This window comes from Pseudarthrobacter sp. N5 (genome assembly GCF_050157035.1).
In the GTDB taxonomy this organism is placed as follows: domain Bacteria; phylum Actinomycetota; class Actinomycetes; order Actinomycetales; family Micrococcaceae; genus Arthrobacter.
Window position 1 is genome coordinate 1,659,378 of the sequence record NZ_CP189593.1, and the last position, 19,713, is coordinate 1,679,090.

Here is a 19,713-nt window from a genome sequence, read left to right on the forward strand (position 1 = left end):
ATCGCTGGGCTGCGCCTGGGCGAGCTGGATGTTGCCGCGGTGCCCAAGCGGCGGCTGATCGCTCTGGCGACGGAGGGCAGGAACGAGACGGGGACCAAGCTTGACCGGTTGCCGTATGAAAAAAGATCGCCACACTGCTGGCCACGGTGCGGTGGCTGGAGGTGTCCGCCACCGACGTCAGTCCTCCCCTCAAACACCACCCGTACTCGCTGCAGAGGCGGCGGCCTTGAAGCCCTGAATTCCGGACCACAACGGCGTATTCCCTTGATCGATTCCGAATACGCCTACGACTCTCGAGCCTGACCAGCAACGGCGACACGATCACGGACCCGGATCTGAGCTGCCGCGAGGATTTCGGACAGCGGAATTAGTGAATTCTTCTACGCTGCCAGGGCTGGCTGTTGATAACCATAGTGGACTTCGTTAGGCCGTCGGTAACCGAGCGCTGAGTGTCGGCGCCGACTATTGTAAAATCCCTCGATGTAGCGGATAACGTCACTGCGTGCTTGTGATTTCGTGGCGTAAACGGTCCGGTAAACACGCTCGTTCTTGAGCATCGAGAAGAAAGATTCCGCCATACTGTTATCCCAACACACGCCCGTGCGGCCCATCGATGAGCGCATCCCCAGACTGGTCACCAAGGCCCGAAACCCGGCCGAGGTATACACGCTGCCGCGGTCCGAGTGCCAGATCGCGTCAGGCTCGATCAGGGTCGTTGCGGCGGCGTTGTTGAGGGCGTCCGCCACGAGTTCAGTGCGCATGTGATCGGCGATCGACCAGCCGACGACCTTCTTCGAGTAGCAGTCAATGACGGTGGCCAGGTAAATGAACCCCTGCCAGGTGTGGATGTAAGTGATGTCGCCGACGAACTTCACCCCGGGACGTGTGGCGGTGAAGTCACGCTTGACGAGGTCAGGCATGTTGGCCGCGGCCAACGCGTCGGCCTCGGTGGTCGCCCGGAATGGCCGCGGCTGGCAGGCCAGGAGGCCCTCCTGGCGCATGACCTGCCGCACAAGCTCGGGCGAACATTCAATCTGTTCCGCCGCGAGGTCGGCATGGATTCGGCGATACCCGTACGTTCCTTCGGACTCCTCAAAATAGTGCTGGATCCGCGCTATCAGTGCCTTGCTCCGGGTGGCAGTCGCCGATTGCGGGCGCGTCAGCCAGTGGTAGAAACCGGACGTTGAGACTCCCAACCAGCGGCACATTTTCACGACCGAATTCAGGTTGGCGGGCTCAGTCTTTTGGGAGTCGATGTATTCGTACTTGCTCACTACCGCTGCTCCCGCGCGAAGTAAGCGGCTGCTTTTTTCAGGAACAGAGTCTCCGCGCGCAGCTCCTGATTTTCCCTCTCGAGCTCCTTCAGGCGGGCCCGCTCCGAGACCGTCAGGTCCGTCTCAGTGCCGCCGTTGGCCTCGCGGTATTTGTTCAGCCAATTGCGCAGAGTCTCGGGGCCGACACCGTATGTGGTGGCAACGTCCTTGATGGGCTTGGACGTGTTGATCACCTCACGGCACAACTCGTCTTTGAACTCCTGGGTGAAACGCCGGCGTGCTGCAGTCATGCTGATCTGAGCTGCCGCGAGGATTTCGGACAGCGGAATTAGTGAATTCTTCTACGCTGCCAGGGCTGGCTGTTGATAACCATAGTGGACTTCGTTAGGCCGTCGGTAACCGAGCGCTGAGTGTCGGCGCCGACTATTGTAAAATCCCTCGATGTAGCGGATAACGTCACTGCGTGCTTGTGATTTCGTGGCGTAAACGGTCCGGTAAACACGCTCGTTCTTGAGCATCGAGAAGAAAGATTCCGCCATACTGTTATCCCAACACACGCCCGTGCGGCCCATCGATGAGCGCATCCCCAGACTGGTCACCAAGGCCCGAAACCCGGCCGAGGTATACACGCTGCCGCGGTCCGAGTGCCAGATCGCGTCAGGCTCGATCAGGGTCGTTGCGGCGGCGTTGTTGAGGGCGTCCGCCACGAGTTCAGTGCGCATGTGATCGGCGATCGACCAGCCGACGACCTTCTTCGAGTAGCAGTCAATGACGGTGGCCAGGTAAATGAACCCCTGCCAGGTGTGGATGTAAGTGATGTCGCCGACGAACTTCACCCCGGGACGTGTGGCGGTGAAGTCACGCTTGACGAGGTCAGGCATGTTGGCCGCGGCCAACGCGTCGGCCTCGGTGGTCGCCCGGAATGGCCGCGGCTGGCAGGCCAGGAGGCCCTCCTGGCGCATGACCTGCCGCACAAGCTCGGGCGAACATTCAATCTGTTCCGCCGCGAGGTCGGCATGGATTCGGCGATACCCGTACGTTCCTTCGGACTCCTCAAAATAGTGCTGGATCCGCGCTATCAGTGCCTTGCGCCGGGTGGCAGTCGCCGATTGCGGGCGCGTCAGCCAGTGGTAGAAACCGGACGTTGAGACTCCCAACCAGCGGCACATTTTCACGACCGAATTCAGGTTGGCGGGCTCAGTCTTTTGGGAGTCGATGTATTCGTACTTGCTCACTACCGCTGCTCCCGCGCGAAGTAAGCGGCTGCTTTTTTCAGGAACAGAGTCTCCGCGCGCAGCTCCTGATTTTCCCTCTCGAGCTCCTTCAGGCGGGCCCGCTCCGAGACCGTCAGGTCCGTCTCAGTGCCGCCGTTGGCCTCGCGGTATTTGTTCAGCCAATTGCGCAGAGTCTCGGGGCCGACACCGTATGTGGTGGCAACGTCCTTGATGGGCTTGGACGTGTTGATCACCTCACGGCACAACTCGTCTTTGAACTCCTGGGTGAAACGCCGGCGTGCTGCAGTCATGCTGATCTCTACTTTCAGTAGACCCCCATTTTAAGAGGGCCCACTGTCCGAGAACTCCGCGGCAGCTCAGATCTCTACTTTCAGTAGACCCCCATTTTAAGAGGGCCCACTGTCCGAGAACTCCGCGGCAGCTCACTAGTGTTCCGTGTTAATGGTTTGTTTGCGTTTCATCTTGCCCAGGAGATAGTCCGCTGATTTGGTCCAGGTGAATGGTTTGGCGTCCTGGTTGTAGTTCTCGATGTAGCGTTCCATGGTTTGTTCCAGCTCTTTCACCGAGCTGAACGCACCGCGTTTGAGGCACTGGCGGGTGATGATCCCGAAGAAGATCTCCACCATGTTCAGCCAGGAACAGCTGGTTGGGGTGAAGTGCAGGCGCACGCGCGGGTTTTTGGCCAGCCAGTCCTTCACGTTCTGATGCTTATGCGTCGCGTAATTGTCGCAGATGACATGCAGTTCAACCCCGGGGTGGGCGTCGGCGACCCGGCCCAGGAAATCGACGAACTCGATGTTGGTGTGCTTTGGGTAGAAGGCGTTCGCGCTGAGTTTGCCGGTGAGGACCTCCAGGGCGGCGAACAAGGTGGTGGTGCTGTTGCGTTTGTAGTCGTGGGTCTGCTGCAGCGGGTGCGTCGAGGACAACGGCTGATCCGGGCCGGTGCGGGACAGCGCCTGGATTTGGGTTTTCTCATCGATGCTCACGACCACCGCGTTTTCCGGCGGGGACATGTACAGGCCCACCACGTCCCGGAGCTTGAACTCCAGGGCGGGATCAGTGGAGAACTTGAACGTCTCGATCCGGTGAGGCTGGATTTTCCAACGGCGCCAGATGCGGGCCACCGACGAAAAGGAGACTCCGTGGCGTTCGGCCATGATGCGGGCGGACCAGTGCGAGATCCCAAGCCCGGCCGGCGGCTTCCCATCGTTGGTCAGGGTGTCCGCGATCAGGGCAAGCTCGTCGATCTCCCGCTCCCGTCCCGGGCGCTGGACATCGGACAGGGCCTCGATCCCGCCCTCGGCATAGCGGTTGCGCCACTTCAAAACCGTGGGTGCCGAAAACCCGGTGATCTTCTCGATCTGGATATTCGGCATCCCGTCGGCAGCCAACAAAACCGTGCGCGCCCGCAACGCCAATGTCGCGGAGGAAGAATTCCCACGAGTCAACGCCTCCAAGAACCCCCGGTCCCCGTCACGCAATTCCAAAGCCCTTGCCAGATAAACCATGGATCAAGTCTGACAAAAAACCATACCCAAAGGAATCAACGACACGCTACACTAGGTGGGGATGATGCCGAACAGGAACCGTTTGCGGACCATGACCCACAGCAGGGCGATGATGGCAGCGTTCGCCGCCGTGTTCAGCCAGATGTGTCCCTCCTGCAGAAGCGGGATGTTGGCCACCACTGCGATCAGCAGGACGTGGATGATGAACACGTACAGGGTCGCCTGCCCAAGCGGAATAAGCAGCCATCCGACGGCCTTGTCCACCGGTTTCCAGTAGGCCGTGAGCAGCGCGTACGCCGTCACCAGGAGGGTGAGTACGTTCAGGAGGCGGCCCGGGCCCAGGTAGGTCCGCCCGAAGAAATGATCGTACATTGAGCGGTAACCGGCATCAGGCAAGAGCTGGAGCCGGACGTCGAACTCGTTGGCCACGTGGGGATTGGCCCACGACATGAACGCGAAACCGGCCGTCAGTAGGGTGCAGCCAGCGATCAGCCAAGGGTGCGCCGATAGCCAGGCCACGATCGGGCGCCGATAGTACCCGCCCACGAGCCCGAGCACAAACAGCACCTGCCACACGAGCAGCGGGAACGAGTCCTCGAACTGGGACGGCAGGAGACGGAAACGGAAGACGGACCCCGCCGCATACAGGCTGACGGAACCGGCCAGGATCCATACGGCCTTGCCCCGCGTGAGCCCAGCCAGGATGAGCGGGCTGATGAGCAGCATGACCACGTACAGACCCATGACGTTGAACTGCCAGGGCCCGAACTGCAGCAGCAGGATAGCCGGAATGACGCCGGCAGGCACCGGGAACTGCAGCAGCGCCTGCATCCCGGCATACAGGTCGTAGGTCCTTCCCGCGCCGGAACGGCCGGCGCCTCCGGTGCCCTGATCGGTGAACGTAGTGAGGGCATCGGCGTTGACGCCAGGCAACAGGCTGATTACGAACACGACCGCGACCACGGTCAGGGCCGTGACGTAAAGCTTGCCCGCGCGCCTGGAGGTGCGGGACGCCACCTCGCCGAACCCGTCCCGCGCCTTGGGTCCGTAGACCATGCCCAGTACCAGCCCGGACAGCAGAACGAACAGTTCGGCGCCGGAGACAAAGCCAATGGCTTCCTGTGTGAAGAGCTGGAAGAGCGAGGTCATACCGACGTGGTTCACCACCACCAGGATGATGGCCAGTCCGCGCAGCATGTCCACGCGGGAGTCCCGGGAAAAGCTGTCCCGATAAGTCCACTCCCAAGGCGGGCGGGACCGCAGTGGCACCAGCCAGAGAGCTCCCGCCACCAGGAACAGGGCGACGGCGGCAACCCACACCGCGGTTCCGGCCAGGACGCTGCCAGCCGAGTCGTCGCTGAGGCCCTGGACAGTCCCGGTGACCGGTCCCGTCACCAGTGATGATTGCCTGACCGCGGCGCCGGCCGCCGCGCTGAGGTCCGCCCGGCCCGTAAGCCGCCAGTCGATGGTCAGGTCGCCGGTGTCGCGGGCGTTCGTCTTCTCGTCCCAGACCACGGCACCGGTCCGGTAAAAACGGGCGGAGGCCGCCTCGGCCAGCACCTGCTTCCACCACGCCGATTTGATCTCGACTTCGGCCGGGCCGCCTGCCGCGGGACTGTAATAGGCCGCCGTCTGCAACAGGAGCGGTTTACCCCGCGCGGCACTGTAGGCGCCGTAAAAGTCCGCGCCGGTCAGCATAGCGGCCAGTTCACCCGCCGCGGGCAGGGTATTCACGGCAGCTCCGCCGCCAGTGTCATCGTGATAGGCGGACAGCCCCACCCAGTCCACCGCGGCATCACCCGGGTAGTACGGTGCGTAAGGATCGTCCGCGCCGTTCCATACGCCGTCGGAATTCGTGTCCAGGGAGGCGAAGCCTGCGGTTCCTGGGGCGGGAGCGCTCCTGTTTTTGCCGAAAGGATAGTCCCGGCCAAGGAAGGGCTGCCAGAGCATCAAGGCGTTGTCGCGGGATTCGAACGCCTGGGCCACGGCACGGAACGCCGTTACGTACGTGTCCGGCTGCTGCCCCCACGCCGTCCAGCCGGCGTTCATGTCCGGCGCGAAACGGATCAACAGTTTGCCGGGAAATCCGCTGGCCAGCGATTCCAGCTCATGGGCGAACTCCCTGGCTTTAGCGGCGTCCACGGCCGCCAGGGGAACTGTCGGATTCACGGTCAGCAGTGCGTGCGCCCCCGTGGCTGCGCTCTGGGACAGGAACTCCCGGACGTAGCCCCTGTCGCTCTCCTTGATGGGCAAGGAAATCTCGTGTCCAAGGACGGCCGGAGTGGCTTTCAGTCGTTCGGAGAAGCCTGTGCATCGTCTGCACCCCACTCCAGGACGCCGCCCAGGAGCGGCTTGCCCGCGCTGGACCCCAGGCTGTCGGCTCCGGCGCTGCCGCCATCAGCCGCTCGGGCTCCGGCTGCGGGACCCAGCAGCATCAGCATGACAAGGAATGCCAGCATGACTGACCTCATGTTGGAGCCCGCCACGCGGGATTCCCTTGCGGCTTGGGTTCCGCGAGCGTAAAGCACGGCCCCGGCCATCTACCGCTCCGGATGCTGGCGGGCCCAAGGGAACTTGACGTCAGCGGTGGTGCCGCCGCCGGGGGTTTCATCCAGCGTCAGGTCTCCGCCGTGGGACCGTGCAATACGCAGGCAGGTGGCCAGGCCCAGCCCGGACCCGGGCGGGTCACCGGGCCGGTGAAGGCGGACCAGCGGTTCCAGGACGCGCTTGCGGTCTTCAGCGCCGATGCCTTTCCCGTTGTCAGCCAAGCGGACGGTAACGCCCAGTTCATCCGCCGAACCGGAGATACGAATGGCGAGGGGGCGCCCGTCGTCCCTGTAATTCAGCGCGTTGCCCAGCAAGTTCTGCAGCAGAATCCGCAGCTGGGCGGCATCGGCGTAGAGCTCCACCTCGTCACAGACCACGGTGGCGCCGACGGCGAAAGCGTCACCCAGGTCGTTGCCTGCCTCCTCCACAATGGCGCGGAGTGAAACCTGCTTCGGCCTGATGGCACCGCCGATCCTGGAGTAGCTGAGGACGTTTTCCAGCATGGCCAGCATCCGCCGTCCGCTGGCCCCGATCCGCTGCAGGTATTCTGCCGCACGCTCTTGGTCCCGCACGCCCGGATCATCCTCACTCAATTCCACGTAACCGAGGATGGTGGTCAGCGGAGCGCGCAGGTCGTGGCTGACTCGGCCAGCGAATTCTCCGAGCTTCTTATTGCTCCTGCGGAGCTCTTCCGTGGCTTGGTTGAGCTGCCGGGACCGGTGCTGGAGTTCCAGCACCTCCACCACCTGCGCCGCAAGTGCCTCCAACATAGCGATCTGCTCGGCGGATGGCACGGCCGTCTTGTAGGACAAAACGCAGAGCGATCCCAGGACATGGCCGGATGCGGTCTGGAGGGGCACGGACGCATAGAAGCGGACGCTGGCGATTTCACCGGTCACAAACGGGTTCGACGCAACCCGGGGGTCCAGCCGCGCATCTGGAACCACAGTGGTGGAACCGTTCAGAAAAACCTGCGCACACATCGAATCCCGACGTGCACAGACACGCGGCTCCAGCCCCGACGCAGCAATCTGTCGCTGCTGGTCCGCGGTGATGATGTTGACCACGCCGTAGGGCACGCCGCACAGTGCGGCGGCGAGGCGCACAAGGTTGTCTAGGGCGCGTCTGTCGCCTGCATCCGGGACCGCTTCAGGGTGTGCCTTATCGCCGGACAGCCCGTACTCTGCCAGGACATACTGCCGGTCCAACTCGTCGTCCGCGGTAGTCCGTGTGCTGACGTCCGCCATTTGGTACCTCCCCCGAGACTGCATGACCCCGGCTGTCCGCTCAGGTCCCCCAAAAGTATCCTAGCTGAGCCCTGTCTGGTCCGATTCCATGCCTGGACAGCCAAGACAGGCGCCACGGCTGCTTCCTAGGCCCGGGTCCCGACCACAATCGCGGCGGAGGAGCCGAGCCTCAGGGTGCCGTTGTGCTGGTGGTTCCGGGCCAGTTGCAGGACCGCTGTCCTGATCCTCTCCCGGGACACATCGTCCCCCTTTGCCAGGCAGCCACCACCGGTACAGCAGTGTCAGTCATGAACTCCAGATTCGCCTCCGGGGACCCGGAGGCCGCACTGGGCAAGACGTGGAGCGCACAAGGCCAGGCGCGGGGCACCCATGGCTGGCCCCGCCGCCGCCGTCGTAATGGCGCAGGAAGCAGAACACGATGTGACAAGCGGTGTAAATACGGTAGGAATAGTCCTATGACTTCCAGCCCCGGACCCCGCCGTGCCGTCGTCATCGAGGATGACGACGATATCTGCGGCCTCCTGGCAAGAATCCTGACGAAGCAGGGATTCGACGTCACCGAGGCACCCAACGGGTACGACGGCGTCGAGGCCGTCAGGGCAGCGCCGACTGACCTGGTCACGCTGGACGTGAACCTGCCCGATATCGACGGTCTCGAAGTCTGCCGGCTCCTGCGGGAGTTTTCCGACGCCTACATCATCATGCTCACGGCCCGCACCGAGGAGATCGACCGGCTGACCGGCCTGGAGAACGGCGCCGACGACTACATCGACAAGCCGTTCAGCCCCCGCGAAATCCAGGCCCGCATCAATGCCCTCTTCCGGCGGACGCGCACCGCCCTCGCAGACACTGGTGCCCGGGACGAGCTGATACGGGCCGCGGAAGTCCAGCAGAGCCTGCTCACGCAAGAAGCCGTGCGGCTTGAGGGCTAGGACGTGGCCGGCCGCTTCCGCCCGTCCCGCAACTTGGGCGGTGACTTCTACGACCGGCTCCAGATGGCCGACGGCCTGCAGCTCACCTTCGCCGATGCCATGGGCAAGAGCATGGGCGCTGCCCTAATCGCCGCCACCGTCCGGGCCGTCATGCGCTCCGTGGGCCGGAACCCGGACATCGGCAGCGCCTTCGATTCCGCCAGCCGCACCATCGCCGCGGACCTGGACCAGTCAGCGTCGTTCGTCACGCTGTTCCCCGCCCGGCTTGAGGCGGACTCCGGCAAGGTCAAGTACGTCGACGCCGGCACGGCGTCGCCCTGCACATCCGCGCCGACGGGACGGCCCAACGGCTGCTTCCGGCCGGTCCGCCCGTGGGGGCCTGGACGGACTCCACCTGGGAGCACGCCGACCTGGAACTGGCCCCGGGCGATTCGCTCGCGGTGGTCAGCGACGGGGTGCTGGACGTGTTTGGGTCGCTGGAAGAGTTCACCCAGTAGGTCCTGGAGGCTGTCCACGGAGACGACAGTGCCGGCGCGGCCTGCGATGCCGTCCTGCGGCTGGCTCCGGCCGGGACCGCCGACGACGACGTCACCGCAGTCGTCGTCCGTCGCACGGCCCGGCGGGCTGCTGAAGCGCCGGCCGGAGTTCCGGCGCCGTGACCCGTTTCTGGACGCGTATTGTTGTTGTCCTGACCCTCATCCTGGGGCTGAATTACGTGGCCTGGCGCTGGGCCTTCTCACTGAATTGGGGCGCCTGGTGGATCGCCGTGCCGCTCTTGGCCGCCGAGACCTACAGTCTCGTCGACGTTATGCTCTTCGGCCTGACCGTCTGGCGGCTCAAGCTCCGAGGAGCCGCGCCGGAGGCCCCGGCTGATGCCACCGTGGATGTCTTCATCACCACCTACAACTAGCCCCTGGACCTGGTGATGACCACGGCCCCGCCGCGCAGCGGATCCGGCACCCACACACACCACCTGGATACTGGACGACGGCGCCCGGCCGGAACTGAGCGGCCTCGCTGCCCGGCACGGGATGGGCTACGTGACCCGGAGCCAGGAGGCGAGTTTGACTTGCGATCCTGCGCTGCGCACGGCGGCGACGACCGCGACGCCCTGCAGCAGGAGTTCGCGCACGAGCCAGCGGCCAATGAAGCCGCTCGCTCCGAAGACGAGGGCGGTCCGTGACGCGGTCATTGTTCCGCCCCCTGCTTGAGGAAGGCGCCGAGGAGGCCCTTGAGTGTAGGTGAAGCCGACACGAGCGGCTCCGTTGTCTTTTGTGCGCGACAAATTAGCCGGCGAGGGGAAACTGTACCTGTGTGCGGTCAAGGACGTGTTCTCCAACAGGATTGTGGGCTACTCCATCGATTCACGGATGAAAGCCTCGCTAGCCGTGAACGCGTTAGCTGCTGCGATCAGTCAACGCGCACCGCAAGGAACCCTCATACATTCCGACAGAGGCTCACAATTCCGGTCAAAGAAATACACCCGCCTGATAGGCACAGCGGGCTTGCAGGGCTCCATGGGACGGGTCGGGGCATGCGCAGACAACGCCGCCATGGAAAGTTTCTTCTCCCTGCTGCAAAAGAACGTGCTGAACCAAAAACGCTGGGAAACCCGGGAGGAACTACGCCTGGCCATCGTGGTCTGGATCGAGAAAACCTACCACCGCCGACGCCGCCAACGACGACTCGGCAAGCTAACACCGATCGAGTTTGAGACAATAAACAAGACCTCCCAACCGGTCGCCCAAATACCAGCCCAAACTGTCAACTAAACCTTGGGCAGACCCGGTGCAAGAAATTGCTGCAGCTCAGCCTCATTCTGGTGGGTGCCTCGACATTCGTTATGGGGTGCTGCCAGGTTTTGCACAGGCCGGCTACTGGGCCAGCTGGCCGCAATCCGCAGTCCCGATGGGTAACCTGCTGACAACCGGCGTACTCATGCGAATACTTCGCGGATTCTGCTGGTGGGACATGCAACTCACTTCGCGGTGGTTCCGCTGCTGGGCAGGCTCTCGGACCGGCTGGGCGCAAACCCGTCTATTTTGCCGGCGGGCTTACGGGTGGAACCTGGGGTTTCTTTGCCTTTCCCATGATGGATACCGGCAATGATCTGATGATCTTGGCGGCGATCACCATTGGCCTGCTTTTTCATGCGCTGATGTATGCGGGACGGCCTGCCATCATGGCGGAAAGGTTACCCACCCGGATGCGGTATTCAGGCGTGTCTTCGGGGTACCCAGTGACATCCATTGTGGGCGGATCGTTGGCTTCGATTATTGCCACGGGGCCGCTGGAACGTTTCGGCTCATCGGTGCCTGTTGCCGTTTACCTGATGGGTGCCGGTGCAGTCACTGCGGTCGCCGTGCTGCTGCTGAAGGAGACGAAGGGGATTTCACTCCAGGAGGTTGACGACGCAGACGCGGCCAGCGATGCGGGCCCGCCTTCACATGGCCTGCGCCGCGCGCCGCTACCGCTCGATCGCCCGGTATGTTTATTGAGTCCCCGACCCGACATTCCATACGCGGTTCGCACTGGTGGAGAATGCGTTAATGACCAATGATGATCCTCGCCCGGTCTACTTCCTCTCGGACAGTACGGGCATCACCGCAGAAACGCTCGGCAACACCTTGCTGACGCAGTTCCCTGCCAGCAATTTTGACCGCACGACGATCCCCTTCATCACGACTGTCCAACAGGCGCAGGCTGTCGTGAACATCATCGATGATCTGGCCGCCCACGGCCTGGCGCCAATCGTCTTTTCAACCGCGGTTGGCAGCGACATCCGCAATACCCTGGCCACGTGCAAGGCAACCATCGTGGATCTTATCGGGACGCATGTCGGACAGCTGGAGCGTGCCCTTGGCGCCCAGGCCAGCGGGGAACCGGGCAGGGCCCATGGCCTGGGCAACGCGGTGCGCTATCAATCCCGGATGGCCGCCGTCGAATATGCCATGGAACATGATGACGGGCAAAGCCTGCGCGCGCTGGAAAAGGCCCAGCTCATCCTGGTGGCCCCATCCCGCTGCGGCAAAACGCCCACCACCATGTATCTGGCGCTGCAGCATGGCATCTTCGCCGCGAACTTCCCGCTGGTGGACGAGGACTTTGAAAGGGAGGGGCTCCCCAAGCCGCTGAGGCCGTTCGTTGGGAAGTGCTTTGGCCTCACCTCTAACCCCCTCCGCCTGAGCCAGGTCCGCACCGAGCGCCGTCGCGGCTCGCCGTACGCGTCGCTGCGGCAGTGCGGTTTTGAGCTGCGCAGCGCGGAGCGTTTGTATGTGTCCCATGGGATTCCCTACCTGAATTCAGCCAGTGTGTCCGTGGAGGAAATGGCTGCCACCATCCTGCAGCGGATGAAGCTCAAGCATTAGGGAAAAGTTTCACAAATGCCATGTGGCGTACGTCATGTGGAAAGACCGGCGGATACCTGTCACTGTGGACAGGGCCTCCGTCCTAGCGGTGATCGCCGCGCGCGGGGGCAGCGCCCCGCATGCCGCCATTTGCAAAGGAGCAGTGACTATGACGACAGACATCCTGTGGTTCTCAGAACTCGGACTCAAGGACCTTGATCGGGTCGGCGGTAAGAACGCCTCCCTCGGTGAGATGGTGGCGAACCTGACCTCCGCCGGTGTCCGGGTACCGGACGGGTTCGCCACGACAGCAGACGCCTATCGCAGGTTCCTGGCGGATTCCGGCCTGGATCAGAAGATAGCCGACAGGCTGGTGGGCCTGGACACCGATGATGTCACCGCCCTGGCCGCAGCGGGCCAGGAGATCCGGAGCCTGATGCGCGAGACGCCCTTCCTGCCGGACTTTGAGGCGCAGGTCCGGGCCTCCTACCAGGAGCTGGTGGACAAGCACGGAGGCTCCGCCGACCTCTCCTGGGCTGTCCGCTCCAGCGCGACGGCGGAAGATCTTCCGGATGCTTCCTTCGCCGGGCAGCAGGAAACCTTCCTGAACGTCCGGGGCATCGAGAACATCCTGGTGGCCATCAAGGATGTGTTCGCGTCCCTCTACAATGACCGCGCCATCGCCTACCGGGTGCACCACAAATTCGAGCACGCAGAGGTGGCGCTGTCGGCAGGGATCCAGCGGATGGTGCGTTCCGACGTCGGGGCTTCCGGCGTTATGTTCACCATGGACACCGAATCCGGGTTCCAGGACGCTGTCTTCGTCACGTCCTCCTACGGTCTCGGCGAGGCCGTAGTCCAGGGCGCCGTCAACCCGGATGAGTTCTACGTGTACAAGCCGGCTCTGCAGGCGGGCCGCCCCGCCATCCTCAAGCGCGGACTGGGGGAGAAAGCGCTCCAGATGACGTACACGGCCAGCCGTGAAATCGGCCGCACCATTGACTTTGTGCCGGTAGAGGCTTCACTCCGGAACCGCTTCAGCATCACGGACGACGACGTCGAGCAGCTCGCCCGCCACGCCGTCGCCATCGAGACCCATTACGGGCGCCCCATGGACATCGAATGGGGCAAGGACGGGATCGACGGCGGCCTCTACATTCTGCAGGCGCGCCCGGAAACCGTGCAGTCCCGCAGGCCCGCCGGCCAGCTGAGCCGTTTCCGCCTGAACGGGACCGGCCGGGTGCTGTCCGAGGGCCGCGCCATCGGCCAGCGCATCGGCGCCGGCCGCGTCCGTATCCTCACCGCCATTGACCAGATGGCCGCATTCGAAACCGGCGACGTCCTCGTCGCTGACATGACCGACCCGGACTGGGAACCGATCATGAAGCGTGCGTCGGCCATCGTGACCAACCGGGGCGGACGCACCTGCCATGCGGCGATCATCGCCCGGGAACTGGGGATTCCCGCCGTCGTCGGTACCGGGGACGTCACGGACATCCTGTCCGACGGCACCGAGGTGACGGTCTCCTGCGCCGAAGGCGAGACCGGTCTGATCTACGAAGGACTTCTGGACTTCAGTGTCGAGGAAACCGAGATCACCCAGCTGCCCGAGGCACCCGTCAAGGTCATGATGAATGTCGGTACCCCGGAGCAGGCGTTCACTTTCGCGCAGCTGCCCAACCACGGTGTGGGCCTGGCACGGCTGGAGTTCATCATCAACCGCCAGATCGGCATCCACCCGAAGGCGCTGCTGAATCCGGAGGACCAGCCGGCGGACGTGGCCGCGGAAATCCGGGAGCGGATCGCCGCCTACGACAGCCCGCGCGACTACTACATCAAGCGCCTGGCCGAAGGGGTGGCAACCATCGCCGCGGCGTTCGCACCCGAGCCGGTGATTGTCCGCATGTCCGACTTCAAGTCCAACGAGTATGCGAACCTGCTCGGCGGGCCCGCCTACGAGCCGCACGAAGAGAACCCGATGCTCGGCTTCCGCGGCGCCTCCCGTTACCTGGAGCCCTCCTTCCGGGACTGCTTCGACCTCGAGTGCGAGGCCCTCTCCTTTGTCCGCAATGAGATGGGGCTGACCAACGTCAAACTGATGATCCCCTTTGTGCGCACCCTCGACGAGGCCCGCGGCGTCATCGATCTGCTCGCGGAGAACGGACTGCGCCGCGGCGAGAACGGCCTTGAGGTCATCATGATGTGCGAGCTGCCGTCCAACGCGCTGCTGGCCGACGAATTCCTGGACCACTTCGACGGGTTCTCCATCGGCTCCAATGACATGACGCAGCTGACCCTCGGCCTGGACCGGGACTCCGCCATCGTCGCCGGCAGCTTCGACGAACGCGACCCCGCGGTCAAGAAGCTGCTGAGCATGGCCATCAAGGCCTGCAAGGCCCGCGGCAAATACGTGGGGATCTGCGGCCAGGGCCCCAGCGACCATCCGGACTTCGCAGAGTGGCTGGTGGGCGAAGGCATCGATTCCGTCTCACTGAACCCCGACACCGTGGTGGACACCTGGCTCCGCCTCGCCGGTGCATCAGCCGGCAATGGGATGAAGGGAATGCATACCCCTGGGGTCACGACTTAGGGCCGAAGCCCGGCCCGCTTCTGCCGCTGTGCCGCCGCCAGCCCCGTTTCCCGAGGTTGACTTGATGTCTGTGCATCACTACATAACTCATACCGCCGACGTCCATGGCGGATCCGGATATGCTTTCGCCGGCTGAATCGGGGGAGGAGTTGGGGGTCGTCTCGTCGTCCTCCAGATGGGCCCCGGCAACGGCGATCACGGCGTAAGCAAGGGCATAGGAGCAGAACAAAACGGACCAGCAATCGTAGGGTTGCTGGTTCGGGTCCAGCAGGAGGAGCTTGCAGGTCCCGTGGCCGGTGAATAACCGGCTGCGGGACCTTTTTTATGTGCTGCTTCCGTAGGGCCGCGGCCACCTGCAGGAAGCGCTCAGACGAAGTCCATCTCCACTTGCAGGAAGCGCTCCGCTTCGGCCACGGCGGCCAGGAAGGCCTCCTGTTCGGTGGGAGACTGCCTGGGCTCGCGCGGGTGCCATTCATGCGGGGCGGAATGCACCCGGGTGAAGCCGGTGTCCGGCGGCGCGTAGAAGATGCCGAAGCGTTGTACGGGCCACTCTGCGGAAGTTTCCGGAGCAACCAGCAGGGCGGCATTGAACGCGGGATTAAACCATTGCGCTATGGGGCGCCGGCGGTCCTCGGTGAAGAGCCCCGCTGCGTAAAGGGCGGCGGATTGGGTACTGGTCTGCGAGCACAGCCGTTCCCACCACAGAGGCAAAATGCCGGCGTCGCGCCGCTGCCACGTGGCCGGAAGAGGCTGATGATTCTGCCTGCTGGGCACGGATTAACTTTAGCGCGCAGCTGGCCGCCTCGAACAGGTGCCGGTCATGGCCGCTTTCAGTTCCGCTTCCACGGCCCGGGATTTACCCGGTACAGGAGCGCCGAGCCGGCCAGCATGCCCAGGATGATACCGGCGCCCGGGTTTCCGATGGCGCGGCCAGCAAAATAGCCGGCAATGGCACCAAGCATCGCGCCAAGGAATAGTCCCCTGCGGTTCCGGTGCGGCTTTCCCGTCATGCGTCAAGCCCCGTCATCTGTCCAGCCTGGTCATCTATCCGGCCTAGTCATGCGGCCGGACTAGTGGATGGAGGGGACGGACTTTGGCCGCACTACCAGCCACAAAGCCAGAACCGCCAGCAGGATGCAGACTGCCTGGACTGCGCCCATGGGCGTGGGGGAACCCACTCCCAGCCAGCCCACCACGGGGGAGACGAGGCCCGCCATCATAAAGGTGGCCGCGCCCAGCAGCGAGGCAGCAGTGCCTGCCTGGGCGCCGTGATTTGCCAATGCCAGCACCTGGACACAGGGGAACGTGAAACCGGCGCCAAGGATGTAGAACCAGAGCGGCACCATCACACCCCACAGCCCGAACCCCAGCTGGTCACAGACAACGATCAGCACAGCCATCAGGAACATCCAGGCCGTTGAGCAGGCAAGAATCCATTGCGGGGGTACGCGTTTGATAAGCCGGGAGCTCGTCTGCACCCCGGCCACGATGCCCAGCGAATTGATGCCGAACAGCAGGCCGTACTGCTGGGGTGAGAATCCGTAAACATTCTGGAACAGGAACGGTGATGCGGACAGGTAGGTGAACAGCCCTGCGAAATTCATCCCGCCCAACATCAGCAGGCCTACGAAGATCCGGTCCGAGAAGAGCAGCTTGTAGCGCTGACCCGCCGTCAGGCCGGACTTCCCCCGCTGGTCGCGGGGGAGCGTTTCCCGGACCAGGAACATCGCGGCGATGATCACGGCGGTGCCGTAGGCGGCCAGGAAAACGAAGATCCCGGGCCACGGCATAACCAGCAGGAGCTGGGAGCCGATGACCGGGGCCAGGATGGGCGCAAGCCCGTTTACCAGTGCCATCCGGGAGAACATCCGCACCATGGCGTAGCCGCTGAAGAGGTCACGCACCATCGCCATTGCAACCACACCGCCACCGGCCGCGCCTGCACCCATCAGTAAGCGGAAGAGGCCCAACGAGGCAATGTCCGTGGAAAGCGCAGCCCCGATTGATGCTGCGATGTGTACCGCGGTGGCCAGAATCAGCGGGAGGCGCCGTCCGAACTTGTCACTGAACGGACCCACCACCAGCTGGCCCAGAGCAAATCCGATGGTGGTTCCGGTCAGGGTCAACTGCACGGCTGCCTCTGACACGCCCAGGCTTTCTTCCAATGCGGGGAACGCAGGGAGGTATAGATCAACCGTAAAGGGGCCCAGCGCCGTCAGGGCGCCAAGCAGGAGAATGTAAAGAAGCTTCTGGCGGCGGCTCAGGGAATCGCCCGGATTGATGGGAATGCTCACGGAGATCAATCCTATGGCCGGAAGATCGTATTTTTACAGCGTTGGAGGGCTCGCCACGCGCTTTCGCCAGAAGCACGTCCTAAGCCTGAATGATAGTTTTGTCAGCGGGGGCTGTGCACACTCGCACACGCCACATGATCCGGAAGCCGAATCGACCATGGAACCAGTTAGGCGGAACCGATGAGCGGACGTCACAGCGGGCGGACAATCCCCGGGCCGCGCATTTCTGCGCTACCCAAAACGCTGAAGCTTGTATTCCGGCTGTTGCCCCGTCAACTCAATGACGAAATCGCGCTGGCCAAGGTCGAAATCAAGCGCAAGGGCATTCAGCTGGGGGTCGCGGCAGCGTTTTTCGCCGTCGCGCTTGTTTTCATTGCGTTCCTCGTTATCGGGCTGATTGTTGCAGCCATCATGGGACTTGCCACCATCATGCCTGCGTGGTTGGCTGCGCTCTCAGTGTGCGGCTTGTTCCTGCTGATTGCGCTCCTGGGCGCCCTCATTGGCCTGCGCAAGTTCAAGAAGTCCCTGCCGCTGATTCCCGAGGATTCCCTTCGCGGACTCAAGCACGACCTGGGCATCGCAAAAGAGGGGTCGGCCTACAACCCCGCACTCCTGGATCCCAGTACCCCGGAAGCCAAGGCCGCCAAGGCAGCTAAGGCCGAGGCCGAGGCACAGGTAAAAGCCGAGAAGGCTGCCAAAGCAAAGAAAACCACGGACATCCCGGCCCCCACTGAGGCGGAACTGCGCAGCAGGCTGAAACAGCGGCGGCAGCACCTGACCGGTGTAAGGGACGATCTTGGCCGGGAACTTGACGTCAGAACGCAGGGACAGGCCTTTCTTGGGATGGCCAAGGACCGCCTGGACGATGGAAGGGAACTCCTGAAAGAAAGCAGCGGACGGGCAGCGGAAAAGCTCCGGCCCTTCGTGGGCCCCTCCCGTTCAGGCAGCGATACGTCAAGCGACGGCGGTGCAGGTTCCTTGGACGGGAGGTGGAAGCCACTCATCGTCTTGGCCGCGTCTTCCGCGGTCCTTGTGGTCCTGCTGAGAAGACTCTTCAAGAATTAGAATATCCCGGAATCCAATCTGGATTCAAGGAACGTGGCAGCTGAGCCCAGGCGACTCGAGATTGCCGGCAATGGAAAGGGGACCGGATGAGGTTCATCGGCGCCGGTTCCCGCCCCGGCCAACCGCAGATCGATCACGACCTGATCGTCACCGTCCCCAATCTGATTACCGTGCTCCGGTTTATGGGCGTACCCCTGTTCGTCTGGCTGGTACTGGCGCAGAAGGAATACGGTTTTGCCGTGCTGGTGCTCGCGATCATGGGCGGCACGGATTGGGTGGACGGCTATGTTGCCCGCCGCTTCAACCAGACCTCAAAACTTGGACGTGTTATGGACCCCATCGCCGACAGGCTTGCACTGTTGGCTGTGGCCGTCACCCTGGTGATTGCCGGCGTTGTGCAATGGTGGTATCTGGCTGCGCTGGTTGTCCCGGACACCATACTCCTGGTGATGACCCTTTTCTACTTCCGCAGCCACCCGGACTTGCCCGTGAGCCGGATCGGCAAGACCCGTACCGGCCTCTTGTTGCTGGGCACTCCGCTTCTGGTGCTGTCCAGGATGTCCATCCCGCTGAGTGAGGTGTACTTTGTCACGGCGTGGATCGTTCTTGGCCTGGGGTTGCTGGGGCATTGGATCGCCGCCTACAACTACTTCTGGGCCATCCTTCGGAAGGGCAGAATGCAGACAGCCGACGACGGCGGTCCCTCCTGATGGTCTGGGTGGCGGTTTTTCTTGCAGTGCTTGGGGCTTTTTTCCTGGCTTTTGGTGCCCAGCGCCAAGGAAGTGCGGTCAAGGCTGACACCGGCGGGCTGGCGCTGAGTACGAAGGGTTTTCTGCGCCTGCTGCGGAATCCGCGCTGGGTACTTGGCCTGCTGCTGCTGTGCGTCGGGATGGTGATGAATGCGATTGCGCTGGTCTCCGCACCGCTGACTGTGGTGCAGCCGATTGGCGCCATTGCGCTGGTCATTACCACCGTGGTCAACTCCAAGGACCAGGGCCTGAGCATCAACCGGGCCACGATTGTGGCCATCACGGCCTGTGTATCCGGCTCGGCGCTGTTCGTCCTGCTCGCCGTAAACGTCACGCAGGAGAACCACCACGTCAGTCAAAGCGACGAACTGACAATCGTTCTGCTGCTTGCGCTGGCCGTGGGAGTTTTCGGGACGCTGGCGGTGATGTTCAAGCACCGGATGAGCGCTTTTGTCTACATTCTGGGTGCAGGCGTGCTGTTCGGCTTCGTCGCAGTGCTCACCCGGATCATCGGCAAGCACCTGGTTGATCCCAATGGACTCGCCCTCCTGAACGTTCAGTGGTACTCAGTGTTGGCAATCGTGGCTGCCGGCGGCCTGGGTACCTGGTTTGTTCAAAGTGCATACTCCGGCGGACCGCCGGACCTCGTCATTGCCGGGCTGACAGTGATTGATCCGATCGTGGGAATTGCCATCGGCATCATGATTCTGGGGGAGCTCCGTCCCGATGTCCACGCCGTGATGGCGATTGGCATGGCCACAGCGGCATCCCTTGCTATCGTGGGGGTGATCGCCCTATCCAGGCACCATCCCGAGGTCACCAAGCGCAAGAAGGAAGCGCGGAAGGCCGCGGGCAGGGCGTCCCACTAGCCGATTTTCACCTTGCGGCCCGGCGCAACATGCCAGCGGCCACCCGGTACCGGCAG

At 63.2% G+C, this 19,713-nt stretch carries 15 protein-coding genes and 4 pseudogenes; 9 read left to right on the forward strand and 10 right to left on the reverse strand.

Annotated features, from left to right (window positions below):
• Positions 1-380 precede the first annotated feature (380 nt).
• From ACQCST_RS08045 to ACQCST_RS08070, 6 genes are all read right to left on the reverse strand, one after another.
• Positions 381-1,564, reverse strand: a protein-coding gene (locus ACQCST_RS08045; protein ID WP_426998750.1) for an IS3 family transposase whose coding sequence is annotated in 2 segments (ribosomal slippage) — positions 381-1,303 and positions 1,303-1,564 — 1,185 coding nt in all. Because the reading frame shifts where the segments join, the coding sequence is not laid out codon by codon here.
• 51 nt (positions 1,565-1,615) lie between these two features.
• A protein-coding gene (locus ACQCST_RS08050; protein WP_426995638.1) for an IS3 family transposase occupies positions 1,616-2,799 on the reverse strand; the annotation gives its coding sequence in 2 pieces (ribosomal slippage) (positions 1,616-2,538 and positions 2,538-2,799; 1,185 coding nt in all).
• Between the two features lie 135 nt (positions 2,800-2,934).
• Positions 2,935-4,017, reverse strand: a complete 1,083-nt coding sequence (locus ACQCST_RS08055; protein WP_426998751.1) for an IS630 family transposase — start codon at positions 4,015-4,017, stop codon at positions 2,935-2,937.
• Between the two features lie 51 nt (positions 4,018-4,068).
• On the reverse strand, positions 4,069-6,270 hold the full coding sequence (gene opgC / locus ACQCST_RS08060; protein ID WP_426998752.1) for an OpgC domain-containing protein: 2,202 nt from the start codon (positions 6,268-6,270) through the stop codon (positions 4,069-4,071).
• A 35-nt stretch (positions 6,271-6,305) separates the two neighbouring features.
• Positions 6,306-6,476: a hypothetical protein gene (locus ACQCST_RS08065; protein ID WP_426998753.1), complete on the reverse strand. Its 171-nt coding sequence runs from the start codon at positions 6,474-6,476 to the stop codon at positions 6,306-6,308.
• A gap of 81 nt (positions 6,477-6,557) precedes the next feature.
• Positions 6,558-7,811: a GAF domain-containing sensor histidine kinase gene (locus ACQCST_RS08070; RefSeq protein WP_426998754.1), complete on the reverse strand. Its 1,254-nt coding sequence runs from the start codon at positions 7,809-7,811 to the stop codon at positions 6,558-6,560.
• A 455-nt stretch (positions 7,812-8,266) separates the two neighbouring features.
• On the opposite strand from ACQCST_RS08070, the pseudogene ACQCST_RS08075 reads away from it, so the two are divergent.
• Together ACQCST_RS08075 and ACQCST_RS08080 are read left to right on the forward strand one after the other, a co-directional pair.
• Positions 8,267-9,402, forward strand: a pseudogene (locus tag ACQCST_RS08075) (SpoIIE family protein phosphatase).
• A pseudogene (locus ACQCST_RS08080) lies at positions 9,399-9,801 on the forward strand (cellulose synthase); the annotation flags it as partial. The pseudogenes ACQCST_RS08075 and ACQCST_RS08080, both read left to right, overlap by 4 nt.
• Here ACQCST_RS08080 and ACQCST_RS08085 read toward each other — a convergent pair.
• Positions 9,780-9,935: an NAD-dependent epimerase/dehydratase family protein gene (locus tag ACQCST_RS08085; protein ID WP_426999116.1), complete on the reverse strand. Its 156-nt coding sequence runs from the start codon at positions 9,933-9,935 to the stop codon at positions 9,780-9,782. The pseudogene ACQCST_RS08080 and the gene ACQCST_RS08085 overlap by 22 nt on opposite strands.
• Before the next feature lie 73 nt (positions 9,936-10,008).
• Here ACQCST_RS08085 and ACQCST_RS08090 point away from each other — a divergent pair.
• The 4 genes and pseudogenes from ACQCST_RS08090 to ppsA all read left to right on the forward strand — a co-directional run.
• Positions 10,009-10,515 (forward strand): annotated as a pseudogene (locus tag ACQCST_RS08090) (IS3 family transposase); the annotation flags it as partial.
• A gap of 171 nt (positions 10,516-10,686) precedes the next feature.
• A pseudogene (locus tag ACQCST_RS08095) lies at positions 10,687-11,177 on the forward strand (MFS transporter); the annotation flags it as partial.
• A 115-nt stretch (positions 11,178-11,292) separates the two neighbouring features.
• Positions 11,293-12,111 carry a pyruvate, water dikinase regulatory protein gene (locus ACQCST_RS08100; protein ID WP_426998755.1) on the forward strand — a complete coding sequence of 273 codons (819 nt, stop codon included), beginning with the start codon at positions 11,293-11,295 and terminating at the stop codon, positions 12,109-12,111.
• 148 nt (positions 12,112-12,259) lie between these two features.
• The gene (ppsA, locus tag ACQCST_RS08105; protein ID WP_426998756.1) at positions 12,260-14,680 is read left to right on the forward strand and encodes a phosphoenolpyruvate synthase; all 2,421 of its coding nucleotides are present in this window, start codon (positions 12,260-12,262) and stop codon (positions 14,678-14,680) included.
• A 366-nt stretch (positions 14,681-15,046) separates the two neighbouring features.
• Here ppsA and ACQCST_RS08110 read toward each other — a convergent pair whose 3' ends face one another.
• The 3 genes from ACQCST_RS08110 to ACQCST_RS08120 are packed head-to-tail and all read right to left on the reverse strand — an operon-like array spanning position 15,047 to position 16,980.
• Positions 15,047-15,454 (reverse strand): hypothetical protein, encoded by a 408-nt coding sequence (locus ACQCST_RS08110; protein WP_426998757.1) that lies wholly within the window; start codon positions 15,452-15,454, stop codon positions 15,047-15,049.
• Between the two features lie 56 nt (positions 15,455-15,510).
• Positions 15,511-15,690 carry a hypothetical protein gene (locus ACQCST_RS08115; RefSeq protein ID WP_426998758.1) on the reverse strand — a complete coding sequence of 60 codons (180 nt, stop codon included), beginning with the start codon at positions 15,688-15,690 and terminating at the stop codon, positions 15,511-15,513.
• Positions 15,691-15,750: 60 nt separating this feature from the next.
• Positions 15,751-16,980 carry a multidrug effflux MFS transporter gene (locus tag ACQCST_RS08120; RefSeq protein ID WP_426999117.1) on the reverse strand — a complete coding sequence of 410 codons (1,230 nt, stop codon included), beginning with the start codon at positions 16,978-16,980 and terminating at the stop codon, positions 15,751-15,753.
• A 174-nt stretch (positions 16,981-17,154) separates the two neighbouring features.
• On the opposite strand from ACQCST_RS08120, the gene ACQCST_RS08125 reads away from it, so the two are divergent.
• The 3 genes from ACQCST_RS08125 to ACQCST_RS08135 all read left to right on the forward strand — a co-directional run bounded on the left by ACQCST_RS08125 (position 17,155) and on the right by ACQCST_RS08135 (position 19,657).
• Positions 17,155-18,039, forward strand: coding sequence for a phage holin family protein (locus tag ACQCST_RS08125; protein WP_426998759.1), 885 nt, complete (start codon positions 17,155-17,157; stop codon positions 18,037-18,039).
• 86 nt (positions 18,040-18,125) lie between these two features.
• Positions 18,126-18,749, forward strand: a complete 624-nt coding sequence (locus ACQCST_RS08130; RefSeq protein ID WP_426998760.1) for a CDP-alcohol phosphatidyltransferase family protein — start codon at positions 18,126-18,128, stop codon at positions 18,747-18,749.
• Complete coding sequence (locus ACQCST_RS08135; RefSeq protein ID WP_426998761.1) at positions 18,749-19,657, forward strand: DMT family transporter; 909 nt, start codon at positions 18,749-18,751, stop codon at positions 19,655-19,657. The genes ACQCST_RS08130 and ACQCST_RS08135 overlap by 1 nt, the downstream gene beginning before the upstream one ends.
• Positions 19,658-19,713: the final 56 nt, after the last annotated feature.